Origin of the sequence: Paenibacillus glucanolyticus NBRC 15330 (genome assembly GCF_004000885.1) — a bacterium.
In the GTDB taxonomy this organism is placed as follows: domain Bacteria; phylum Bacillota; class Bacilli; order Paenibacillales; family Paenibacillaceae; genus Paenibacillus_AQ; species Paenibacillus_AQ glucanolyticus.
Genome location: NZ_BIMC01000005.1, coordinates 20,895 through 33,254 on the forward strand (window position 1 = coordinate 20,895; position 12,360 = coordinate 33,254).

Below are 12,360 nucleotides of genomic sequence, written 5' to 3' on the forward strand. Positions count from 1 at the left end.
ATGCTGGTTGAGAAAGACTTTTCCGAGAAATATCGGAATATTACTAATACATAAGCAATCATCGATTCTAAGCCCTGATTCCTTTAAATACTCAATGAAATTTCACTTAAAGGTCTCCACCATCTGGAGACCTTTTATGTGTAAGTGATTTAAATTAAAAACACTTCTCATAAAACTAATGAAGTTAACATAAGCATGCATCATTAAATATGGGCTTCGGAAGTATTTAAATCTCTGTCTACTATTTTATCCCCTATCAATATAACCCGCTACGCAAGGTAAACGACCAGCCTGCAATAACAAAGGCATCCCCCTCCTTCAGGGGATATTCTTTATACGGCACCATGGACTCTCCCTTTAAAATCGTACCGTTTCTTGAACCCAGGTCCTTCAATACGTATTCTCCACCTTCACGCGAGAGCTCGACATGTGCCCGCGAAGTTCCCACACCCTGAGCAACAAATTGCGCGACATCAGGGGATCTGCCGATGATAAAATGGGGTTGCGTCAATTCAATCCTCTGCGTAGCGGCTGCATTCGGTTCGTTCAGCTCCAGATAGGTTCTTGCTGAATGTGGATGAGCAGGAGGCTTCGTTTCCGGACCCAGCTGTACAGTAGCCCCTCCGCCTCCATGTGATGAAAGCACCTCCGTGCGCTGGGACAAATGAGCATAATAATCACCTTCCTCGCCATAAGAGACTGCAGGTTCAGCCTCTTGTGAATGCGAATAGGGATAGCCCTGCCCCTGCGGAGGGTAGCCTGCTTGTTTCTGATGGTCCTCTGGATGGGTTGGAGATTTGGGAACCTTCCATCTCCAGTTCTCCCTGCTCTCCCTAAGCTCCATATCTGCTGTTCCTGTTCCTGTTGTGGAGCTGGAATTTCCCGTCAGAAGACCTGATAAGGGATCTGCCTCGAAACGAGGAACGGACTTCCACTTGGAATGGCCCGGGGGGCTAAGCTCAGTTGATTCAAACATCGGTAACGATTCGGACCAATCATCTGATCTCCGGGAGAGCAGCTGGAGTTTTCCACTCCAGCCAAGCCAGGCAACAACAGCAAGGAGAAGCGTAATCACGACTGACAACGCCAGCATCAGCACACCCGGTTGACTCATATACAACAATCTCCAAACTCCCGCTGCAGCCAGTAAACATCCTAACAGAATATAGGTACGAACCGGGGAGGACTTGTCTTGCTCCGAAGCCCCAGGGTCCGTTCCATAATCCGTATCAGATGCCCAAGCAGCGTTGGAACCCGAGTCGAAATAATCCGAATGAGGGGTGTTCTTCTCTTCGCCTCTGCCCATTCTCCCAAACTTCAAATTTGTACGCTCAGTCAGACTTCGAATTAAACTCTGTTTATCCGTCTTGACGTCACTCTCCGTATGTGGCGCTGCTGTCCGGAAACGTGTCGATTCCGTAAAGGCGGAGTCAGGCTTGGAGATACCATTTGGTTGGATATCGTTATAGTATGAGGATACTCCCTCCACTCTTGCAGGCACTGCCCCTTTCATCTGCGCTGCTGGTCGATGGTCTTCACCGTCTTCCCCTGCAAGCAATTCAACAATAAGCCTCTTAAGTCCCGGCAAATTAAAGCTTTGTTCACCGCAGTAGGACATCAGTGCCTGTATTCCTCCCCCTTTCAGCTCTGACACGGATGCGAGCAGCCTTGTCATTAGCTCCTTGAGCGATACAGGGAGTTGCTTGCTCCCGGTCTCATTAGCTGCAAGTGGAACATAAGTTAAATATAGCGTGCCTAGATGAATGGAACCCTCAATAAATAGATATTCCTCATGAAGAATGTAGTTCTCCGGTTGAAGCATATACAGCTTGCTATCATCCAGAGCGGTCGCGATTTGAAGCAGCAACCCATAATATTCGGTGAGTGTCATTCGCTCACTTTTTAATGATTGAGAGAGCATCTTTTTGCCGGTAATATCATATTCCAGCGTCAGCTTGTAATCGACTTCTTTCATATGCAGCTTCAGAAAATGCGGAATTCTTGAAGATCGAATCATGCCCAGCTGCACATGATTAAGTTCTGATGATTGGATTCCCTCGGCCCGGTCCAGAACCATGCTCGTTCCGCCGTTTTGCACAAAATCCCTCTTTAATCCGAACATAAGAACCGCCTCCTACATATGCAGTACAATATACGTGCTGATTACACCAGGAAGGACCGCGATCATGAAAGGAAACCGTAAGTGCTCCTCCTGATTATTACGCCACGGCAACCCACTCTTTAAAATAAAGACTCCGGCAATACTGCCAACAACTTTCCGAATTCGTTTCATCGTTTCCCTCCGCCAGAGAAGTATGATCAGGCCAACTACACCGGCACAAAGGACAGAATACATAATTGCATGAAGCGTAAACCATAGACCGGTCCAGGCACCTATGCCTCCAAACAGCTTGACGTCGCCTGCTCCAACGGCCCCTATAAAATACATGATCAACAAGATGAGGAACCCTGCTCCGAGACCCTTCAGTGAAAAGAACATTCCTTCCCATCCGTCTAGAATGCCATGATAGACAGGACCCAGCAGCATAGCTGGAACAGTCAATGCATTGGGGATTTTCATGGAACGAAGGTCTGTCAGGAAAGCCGCAATCAGATAAACGGCACAAAGTCCATAGGCAACGGCCATACGTATCAACCTCCTCTGTCGTCACTATTCGCTGGAATAGCCTTAGTAGAATTTCACTTCTGTTTGCACGAACGCTTCTTCAGAATGATCCTTTTGGGTCACATCTCTGATCACATCTCTCTTCACTTCTAAGGCCACATCTCTAGTACGCTTCTTTAAGCCATTTCTACATGCACTCATTCTTTGGAACCCAACCTATCGAAATCTTGTCTAACCCGACCTTGCAACCACCGTAAACGGCACCTCCATCCGCTGCCCGTCTGCTGTCTCAACAACAAACAGCCACGTACCCGGCGTTGTATTAAATCCCACATTCCATTCCCATTCGATATAGCCATTCTCGTCCGCGGTCTCCCATCCCAAATATTTAGCCGTACTCTGACCGCTCTTATAATAAACGGACAATTGCGCGCTGGTTCCTGGCTCCACTTTCACTTTCACTTTTGCCTGCTTGCTCGCCACAGCCGGATTGGGCTTCTCAAGCAGTTCGATCCCCCCGCTTGTCTCCGAGCCGTCGCCGTTACCCGAATCTGCCCCTCCTTCGCCGGTATCCCCGATCCACAGCCTCTCCTGAGCCTTCGCCTGCAGCACAATACGTTTGTTTAAGAAGGGGACCCGAATGGGCAGGGCGTAGTTGACCTCAATACCGAAATAAGGACTCTCTCCACTCTTTAAATTCGGAATATGAACATTGGATACATGAATTCGGTCATAGTCCAAAAGACGATCTGGCATAAACGGCTTCAACATCGGTTTGACCACAGGATCCAGTACGGCTTCCACGGTCTGATTCTTGAGCTGCTGCAGCGGCTCCTCGCCTGAAGCTACAGCTTGGACAATCCACTCATTAACAGGTGACGGAAGGGAGTCGTTGTAATTAGAAACCCAATCAGCAAGCGACAACTTTGGGATTTCCCAATGGGATGTACTGGGGGATCCGCTTTCTCCTGCCCCACCACCAACCGAGTTGCCTTGGACGGCTAGGGAAACAGGGTACATATGAGCTGCTACGGTTTTGACGGTGTCCGAAACCGTGCTCTGCAGCGCTGTCGATATCAGCGTCATTTGCACGATATATATGAGGAAAATAATAAAAAACATGAACATTGGCAGCACAAGCGCTGCTTCAACAACCATACTTCCTTGATCCGATGACGCTTGATCCTTACGGGGAGGCTTCTGTAACACCGCTAATCGTTTCATTCAAATACCCCTAATCCTAATAAGAAAAATCCGCCCTGCGATTTACAATGTAAAGATTTCCCTGAACCTCATCACCGCCGCTTCCAAATACAACGCCAAGCGACTTCGTCACCCCGGGAAGAAACCATAGCCGCATGGCCGTCCTGACCTCACCTGATGCGTAGGTCGATCGTTCCGCAGGATTGATTCCGGTGTTCAGGCGAATCAATGCCAGCATTCGCGACAGCTTCCTCTCGTTATCGCTGTGAATAAACAGAAATATCCGTAAATGATCCCGGTATGTCAGCTCAACGGGGACATACTTGGACAACTGAATACTCCCCGTCTGACACAACTGGATCATATCCTCTATAGCCTTTTCAATGCCATACAGTATGGCAGCAGCCAAAATAGCCAATGGATTTCCTAATTTACTATTGACGATAAATCCTTCCATTGTCCGAACAGCAATCCTGGAGGCAAATATCTCTGCATAAGCAGCCGATATATTCCCGGCAGGGTTATGGAATCCGTACAGAATATACTCCACTTCCTGATTCCCGATGGCAAATTCTTGAGCAATATCTCCGCTTGCATTAGAACCATCCACAATACCAGATAAATTCCCTATATCAAAATGCTGATAATAATGAACAGCGTACTCGTTTTGAAACAATTCGTCCCTAACACCACCAAGCACATTCCCCATGAATCCGAACATACCATCCATATTATCCATTGCATCTTTGCCTGCTTCATAAGGATCGTTATGAAGTGGTTTTCCCTTGCTCATACTGTCTGCTTCGGCATTAAATTGAAGACTTTCGTCATAGTACTGCTGCAGTTCCCGGAACTCATCCAACATAGCCTGATGCTGCCCATTCAGTCCGTTGATCACCTCAATGACTTTCGTGGCCTGCTTCAGCTTCCGATTAGCTTGTCTCTCCATCGCCTTGCGTTCCTTATCTGATGTCCGGAATTGCTCCAATGCTGCCTGCTGCCGGTCTATTATATTGCTGCCGCCTGAAGTTCCGTAATTGGAGATATAATTCTGCAGGGCATGGCTAGCTTCAAGCACAGCCCCTTTCATTCCCTCCCCGCCCAGTGAATATTGAAGTGAAGAGACCGCATGACCAACCTGCTGGTATAGACTCTCCTGCCCCTCAATCTCTTGCCGGAAACTGTTCATCAATTCATCGCTGTGAACTAATTTGTCCGCCTGTTTCCGGATAGATTGAATCATTTCCGCTTCTGACCCGGATGAATCGGTTGATCCCGGTGTTACATCATTCGTGACCTGATCATACCCTTTATTGGATGAACGATTCTCCGAATCCTTGATAACCTGCTTCATCTCTTCGTTCAGATTCCTTGCTTCCTCCCACAGCTTATATGCATATTCGAGAAGTTTGTCATTCTCCTTCTGAAATCTGCTGGCCTCACTCGAAATTTCTGAACCAATGGAAGAAATTCCGTTCTGATAAGCCATAAGCTGCAGCGTGTACAGCTTCTCCTTAGGTGGCCTGTCCGCATCCTCCTGCTGTTTAGCCTTATAATCCGTGTACTGTGATGCCCCATCGGCAGCAGTAGAAATACTTCCTCCAAGCGAAGCATCGTAGATGGATCGTCCGGGCGGATCCATAACCAGCTTCGAAAGTTTGATTGCATATTCGCCTGCCCTGCGCTGCTTGACCAGCATTTCATCGAGGGCCTCTTCCCGCCTGTCATACAATTTGCGAAGCTGCTTAAGCACATCTACCGTATTAGAAGCTTCCTTCATGGACTGCGACAACGGTTTAAACTTGTTGACAAGCTCCAGCGTGAAATCAATCGGCGCTTTATACTTCATATCCTCGATAATCTGCCGGTTGAATATGTCATAAGTACCCAGCGGACGCTGCAGTTCAAGTCCTGAACTGTCGAGCTCCATTGCCATTAACCGAAATGCATCGCTTCGATCTCCTGGATTGAGGCTATCATTCAACACATTGCCCATGATCAAATCCCCACTGCTGTCGCCAAAGGCATATAATCCATATTCCTTCTGCAGCTGCGGATCATAAGATGACATCACAGAACGTACGGCCGCTCTTGTCAGGCGTTCGCTCTGCACCTTCATGGCGGCTATACGCGAATAATCAATAAATATGGCAACAAACATGAATACAGCAGCCAATGCGATAATCAAAAAAACAGATACAGATCCATCAGACGATCGGACTCCCTGTTTTCTTCTCCGGCTCGACTTTGTTTCCCCTTGCTTCCCCATGACTATCGCGGACCTCCGAACTTTTGTAGAACTTCTCCTGCAGCAGCCTTATCCGTTCCATTGCCTCCGCCTTGAAACTTCGATCCGTAATAGCGCATCAAATCTACCGTCCGAATAAACTCGACAGGATCAACCACAATTGATTGTCCGCTTACCTTGATCTGACCGCCATCATCTAACATCCGGCTGAGCGGCGTAAGCGATACTTGCTCGTTTAATGACGTTGTTACTTTTCGAATGAGCAGTTGATTGGTATACCGCATCTCTCCCGCCATACTTGACGGCACAGCCATACCTCCCTTGTACATCTTAAGCTCAGGCAGCTTTCCGCCAGCAGACTCGCCTTGCGGAAATGAGATTGACCTCGTCTCGTCTCCCCCGGCCAAACCAAATAGAGTTCCTAACACATGATCATCCGTCAACCGCCAATATAGTGAATCATGCTGCCCCAGCTCCACCGATCCCGAGGCTGAAACCTTATGGCTGTTGTCCCAGGCATACGCAGTCCGTTCGGAAGCTGCAGCTGAAGCTTGGACCAGCATAGACTGTTGATAGATATATAAGCATAGAAACAGAAGCAAAGCCGTCACCATCAACACAATGGGAAGAACCAGGGAAGCTTCAACCGTGAAGCTTCCTCTCTCGTCCTTCCATTTCCTCGCAAGCATCTTATTCAAGGAACTCCTCGCTCTTGTTATTCACAGAATCAAACAGATTATTAACCAGCGACGTAATCTGATCCTTGAATATGAGCGCAATAATTAAAATAACAACGAGGATTAGGATCATCTCGAGCGTTCCTATCCCTTTCTCATCCTTCCAAAAAGCCTTCATTCCATTCTTCATCACGGTTAGCATCATATTCATACACCGATCCCTTCTACATGTTCATCATCATAAATGCAGGTGCTCCAAGCAAAACAATTACAATCATAAAAATTACGACCATCGGCAGCACCAGCTTCGAGGAGGCCTGCTCCCCCCTTGTTCTTCCGATGGCCTTGCGCTTCTCCCACAGCACACGCGACAGATCCCGAAGCGCCAGTACAAAGTCATTTCCGCCTCGACGAAAATTAAGCAGAACCGTAGTTGTAAATATCGACACTTCCTGAACGCCGCATCGTTTGTTAAACTGCTCGAAGGCGTGCTGGAACGGATGGCCTCCCTCCCATTCCAGCACCATTCTCTTAAGCTCTGCATACAGGGGATGATTCATATCCTTGTTCCGTTCTACACAGTGAATCACTGCCCGCTGCACCGTTTCTCCTGCCCCAACAAGCAGCACAATCTTGTTTAGAAGCTCCGGCAGCTCCATAATGATTTCTTGCTCGCGCAGCATCACTTTTTTATGCAGATCCTTAACCAAAGCAACGGGCAGCAATGTGCCTAACCCCAATCCCGCTATAAGCCCCATAACCTCTCCCGATAACAATGCCCATATACATCCACCGATCCAAATTAGCCATGTATACGCAAGTGCCTCGGCCATAAACAGCAGCGTCAATTCTGCACTGTGGCGCAAGCCGTATATTTTCTGGACGGAGCCCTGCATCCGATAGAAGACAATCGGAATGCGCATCGGAACCTTCCCCCGCTCCAGCATGAACAGCAGAGGCGGAGCCAGCCTTTGCAGTCTCAGTCCCGCCATGGACAACTTGCTAAGACGATGGTATCGTTCGCCGCACATTTGATTCAGCACCACCCAACCACCCACAAGCAGAACCATCAGCGCACCGGATATCCATGTCAACATGCCCGCTTCACCTCCTTACACCTTGATGTTCATCATTTTGCTGATCCACAGGAAACAGCCTCCTAAAGCAGCCAATGCAAAGGTTGAAATCAAAATCCCGGCTCCGCTGTACATAGGCTCCATGTAATCGGGAGACGTCATATTCATGAACAGCAGCAGCAGGAACGGCGCAGCCAGCAGCGCCTTGGATTCAAACCGCTTCTGGGCAATCATCACGGATATCTCCTGCTGTATGTCCAGCTTTTCTCCGATGACGGAAGAGGTTCTGCGAACGACTTCAACCAGATCGCCGCCTGTTCGTTTGCACGTTGAGAAAACATCTGCGAAATTCGTAATATCCTCCATCCCTGCTCTCCGGGCAAAATCCTGCAGCGCCACTTCAATCGGTTCACCGTATTCTAATCGGGACACAATGACTTTAAGCTCAAAGATCAGATCACTGCTAGCTCCGGGATCGAGCAGCAGTAAATCCTGTACCGCATCCCTGAACCCGTTCTCTACGGAACGGCCAGCCGACAGCGATGAGGACAAAGAGTACAGAGCCTGCTTAAAGTGGAGATTCAACGTCTTGCGTCTGCGATCCAACATAAACCGGCGCCAAAACTTAGGAATCATCAAACCGCCGGCGCCAAGCAACAATGACAAAATCAAATGGTGATAAAACAGATAACCGATGAAAGAAAACAGAACTCCGCCAAGGATGACACATGCCGCTCTTTGTCTTATCGAGAGGTGATACACACTGTAATCCGGAAGGGTGTTCGTTCGTTGAGCGGTAATTCGCTCGGCCTTCCCGCCAGCCTTACGTCGTTTCATCGCCTGCTCGCCTTGTTCCTTCTCGGAAATCGGGACTGAGCTGTGAGGCCGGTTCATTCCGCCACCCCCACGATCTTCCTCAGCGGCCAATCCGTAATCCCGGCCATTTGAAGCTTGTCCGAGCATCGAAGTGGGTTACCGCAAGGTTCAAGGCCCCCAATAACCCGGCCGGACGCTTCCCCCCTCTCACGGAATCGATACAGCGGGTTCAAGAGCACTTCCCCGCCGTTCATCCCGATCACTTCGCTAATCTCCGTTACGCGCCGCGAACGATCTCTTAGCCGCGATAAATGAACGAATACATCAATAGCCGAGCTGATTTGCTGACGGACCACACTGATTGGGAGATCCGCACCGCTCAGCACCATCGTCTCCAGGCGGCTGATCATATCCTGCGTGCTGTTGGCATGACCTGTCGACAGACTTCCGTCATGCCCGGTATTCATTGCCTGCAGCATATCCAGCGCCTCGCTTCCACGAACCTCACCCACCACGATCCGATTGGGACGCATCCGCAGCGACGAACGGATCAGATCGCGCATGGCGATTTCCCCCCGGCCTTCTGTGTTGGCATTCCGTGTCTCAAGTGACACCAGGTTTGGAACGGTTACGATCTTCAATTCTGCCGAATCCTCAATCGTTATGACCCTTTCATCAGGCGGAATATACTGCGATAGGGCATTCAGGAAGGTTGTCTTTCCCGAGCCCGTTCCACCGCCTATAAAAATGTTGTACTTGCCCTTGACCAATACCCGGAGCAGTTCTGCCGCTTCCTCCGATAACGCCCCCCTTTCGACCAGATCATGCATCGTCATCGGCGATTCCGGAAATTTGCGAATCGTCATGGTCGGGCCTTTCAGTGCTATGGGGGGAAGCACAATGTTAACCCGCGAGCCATCCTTCAATCTCGCGTCTACAATAGGTGTTGACTCGTTTACCACACGGTTTACCGTACCGACAATGCTCTGAATGATATCTTCGAGGCGGCTCTGCGACTCGAATTGGAGCGGCAGCTTCTTCACCTCACCATCCTGCTCAATGAAAATATCCTGATGGCTGTTGATCATAATCTCCGTTATTCTGGGGTTATCTACTAAGGGCTGAAGCACATCCAACCCGCGAAAGGAATCATACACTCTCCGCACCAGCCTGCGCTTCTCTGCGGCCGTCAGCTCCAAAAGCTCGCGCCTTCTCCACACCATCTCCTCGATGCGGGCCATCAACTCCGAGTTGTTCACGCTGGAGCTCATGTCCAGCTCAGACCGAACCTGATCACGGACGGACTTGAATTGATCTTCCATCATATTCGCTACCCTCCGCCTGCAAGAGCTGGCCTAATACCCGAGTTATCCAACAGCTGCTGACAGAGCTTCAATACTTCCCTCTGGTATATGGGTGAGGACAACAGCAGCTCCTCTTGATGGAGCTGCTTCCATGAAGGAATATAAGGCAGTACATCGTCAATACCAATATCCTTGCGGGGGAGACTGTTCACCAGTTGGCCAGTAAACCGATTGACAATGAATCGACTGCGCTTCTTCATACTTCCGAAGAGTGCAGTGTTCTTTAATTCCAGCTGATCCATCCATACACAGCACTTATGCATACTAATAAGATCATCCAATAGAACCCAGATCAGCAGCTCGGCTTGTTCGAGAACGGCCTGCATTCGTTCCCCCATGTACCCTTCCGTATCCACCACTATGGCATCGTAGTGATGACAAGAAACTAGAGAGGTCAACAGCAAAGACGTATCCTCCAGGGTCATCTCCGTCATTTCCTTCACATTGAAACTCGGCTCAAAGGAATCACACTTCAGGCTATGATGCCTGACAATGTAAGGGGTTATCGACACCTCTGTCCTTGGAGCCAACTCTTGCGAGGCCTTCATGTCGTACAGCAATCTGGAGAAGCTTCCCTCCATGCCTACCGAGCCAGAAGGAAACAATGCGCTGCTGTTCACCGTCTCCAAGTTAAGATAGAACACTCTCAGCCCCAACACGCCCAGCTGCTTCGCCATATTCATTGCGATCGTCGACTTGCCGCTCCCTCCAAGGGGAGATACAATGCCGATAACCGGTGTCGTTTCGGCATTCTGTTTCTCTAAAGAGCCGCCGTTTCTCTTACAGCAGGCTATCATGACCTCCAGCAGCTGAGGCAGGGGCTGATACTTGGGCGTACTGCTGCCGTCTTCCATCCGTGAGAGTGGTGAATCACCTTCGCTAAGAAGCAGCCAAGGCACGGGGGCATCCCCTCGGCTGAGCCAGCTCTCCAACATTTCAGCATCCCCCACGACCAGATTCGGTACTTCCCCCGAGCTCATATAATGAAGAAATGAATCCATGCGGGTAAATGCCGTCACTTGCAGAGCTGATCCGTAGGAACTGCCATACGCATAGTTCAGCAGCGGTTCGACATACCGGGAATCCTGCACTGCCAGCACAATTCGGGCCGGTATCATAAAGCCAATCCCTCTCTTCTGCAACAACGCAAAAAAGCACCGTTCATGCCGCGTAATCGCGGTCAATGAACGGTGCTTCCGTTGTCTGCTATAATTTGACATTAGAATATCACAGTTGCTGCAGAACGGCAAGATTTATTTTTATTACATAGATAGCCCTTAATCACTATTGTCAAAACGTGGATATATGCACTACTATATAGGATTAGAACTAATGTTCTCTAAATAGTAACTACTTATATAGAAAAACCTATATAAACTCCTATACTATCTGGACGAATACATACAAGCCAGGAGAGTGACAACAAGTGAAACAACGAATGTTAACCGCTATACTAGCTGCCTTGCTTCTATTATCAGGCTGCAGCCAGCCAATAATGTCTCCAGCAACATCCAGCGAGCAGACTTCAACCCAAGCCAAGTCCGGCACGGACACGGCCAGCTCCAATGCGGCGGCCTACCCAACCGATGACCTCAATCTCCCGAGGGTTGCCGTAGAGCTGGTCAAAGCCATAGACGGAGACACTATCAGCGTTATGTTTGAAGGAAAAAAGGAAAACGTTCGGCTGCTGCTGATCGATACGCCCGAAACCAGTCATCCGAAATTGGGCGTACAGCCATTCGGGCCCGAGGCCAAAGCCTTTACAAAGGAACTGGTGGAACAAGCCGATCGGCTGGAACTGGAATTTGACATCGGTCCGAACCGCGATAAATACTCCAGGCTGCTCGCCTACGTTTATGCCGATGGAACCATGGTTCAGGAAGCGCTGCTTCAGGAAGGACTCGCACGTGTCGCCTACATCTATCCGCCCAACACCCGGTACGTTGACAAATTCGACGATTTGCAGCGAATCAGCCGGGAGCAGGCTCTCGGCATATGGAGCGTAGAGAACTACGCCCAGGAAGACGGATTCCATCCGGAAGAACAGGACGCGAATAAAAACAACAACAATAATAACAATAGCACCCCAACAACCAAAACTCCGATTGAGAACCGCGAGAAGCCCAAGCAAGGCTGCGACATTAAAGGGAATATCAACTCCAAAGGCGAAAAAATCTACCATACTCCCCAATCTCCCTATTATGATCGCACGAAGCAGGAGCAGTGGTTCTGCACGGAGGAAGAAGCCGTCCAGGCCGGCTTCCGGGCGCCTCGCATTTAGAATTGAATTTCAGGATATGAAATGAACATTCATGTTCATCTTATATACATTTTAGCCGTATGTGAAAAG

The 12,360-nt window shown here is 49.2% G+C and carries 11 protein-coding genes; 1 reads left to right on the forward strand and 10 read right to left on the reverse strand.

Annotated elements, in window-relative coordinates; translation table 11 throughout:
* Positions 1-256 precede the first annotated feature (256 nt).
* From PGL02S_RS09895 to PGL02S_RS09940, 10 genes are all read right to left on the reverse strand, one after another.
* A complete protein-coding gene (locus PGL02S_RS09895) occupies positions 257-2,122 on the reverse strand; it encodes a DUF6382 domain-containing protein (RefSeq protein ID WP_127502859.1) in 1,866 nt (621 codons plus the stop codon).
* A 12-nt stretch (positions 2,123-2,134) separates the two neighbouring features.
* Positions 2,135-2,647, reverse strand: a complete 513-nt coding sequence (locus PGL02S_RS09900; protein ID WP_036642560.1) for an A24 family peptidase — start codon at positions 2,645-2,647, stop codon at positions 2,135-2,137.
* Between the two features lie 210 nt (positions 2,648-2,857).
* The gene (locus PGL02S_RS09905; protein WP_081742823.1) at positions 2,858-3,784 is read right to left on the reverse strand and encodes a TadE/TadG family type IV pilus assembly protein; all 927 of its coding nucleotides are present in this window, start codon (positions 3,782-3,784) and stop codon (positions 2,858-2,860) included.
* 82 nt (positions 3,785-3,866) lie between these two features.
* The gene (locus tag PGL02S_RS09910) at positions 3,867-6,098 is read right to left on the reverse strand and encodes a TadE/TadG family type IV pilus assembly protein (protein ID WP_036642565.1); all 2,232 of its coding nucleotides are present in this window, start codon (positions 6,096-6,098) and stop codon (positions 3,867-3,869) included.
* A 2-nt stretch (positions 6,099-6,100) separates the two neighbouring features.
* The gene (locus PGL02S_RS09915) at positions 6,101-6,766 is read right to left on the reverse strand and encodes a TadE family protein (RefSeq protein WP_173937135.1); all 666 of its coding nucleotides are present in this window, start codon (positions 6,764-6,766) and stop codon (positions 6,101-6,103) included.
* A 1-nt stretch (position 6,767) separates the two neighbouring features.
* The gene (locus tag PGL02S_RS09920) at positions 6,768-6,959 is read right to left on the reverse strand and encodes a Flp1 family type IVb pilin (protein ID WP_036642627.1); all 192 of its coding nucleotides are present in this window, start codon (positions 6,957-6,959) and stop codon (positions 6,768-6,770) included.
* A 19-nt stretch (positions 6,960-6,978) separates the two neighbouring features.
* The gene (locus tag PGL02S_RS09925; protein WP_036642568.1) at positions 6,979-7,851 is read right to left on the reverse strand and encodes a type II secretion system F family protein; all 873 of its coding nucleotides are present in this window, start codon (positions 7,849-7,851) and stop codon (positions 6,979-6,981) included.
* Positions 7,852-7,866: 15 nt separating this feature from the next.
* A complete protein-coding gene (locus PGL02S_RS09930) occupies positions 7,867-8,667 on the reverse strand; it encodes a type II secretion system F family protein (protein ID WP_172964031.1) in 801 nt (266 codons plus the stop codon).
* A 53-nt stretch (positions 8,668-8,720) separates the two neighbouring features.
* Positions 8,721-9,971, reverse strand: coding sequence for a CpaF family protein (locus tag PGL02S_RS09935; RefSeq protein WP_036642571.1), 1,251 nt, complete (start codon positions 9,969-9,971; stop codon positions 8,721-8,723).
* 5 nt (positions 9,972-9,976) lie between these two features.
* Positions 9,977-11,128 (reverse strand): P-loop NTPase family protein, encoded by a 1,152-nt coding sequence (locus PGL02S_RS09940; RefSeq protein ID WP_036642573.1) that lies wholly within the window; start codon positions 11,126-11,128, stop codon positions 9,977-9,979.
* A gap of 320 nt (positions 11,129-11,448) precedes the next feature.
* Between PGL02S_RS09940 and PGL02S_RS09945 the strand changes: the two genes are divergently transcribed.
* Positions 11,449-12,291: a thermonuclease family protein gene (locus tag PGL02S_RS09945; protein ID WP_152826704.1), complete on the forward strand. Its 843-nt coding sequence runs from the start codon at positions 11,449-11,451 to the stop codon at positions 12,289-12,291.
* The last annotated feature ends 69 nt before the right edge of the window (positions 12,292-12,360 follow it).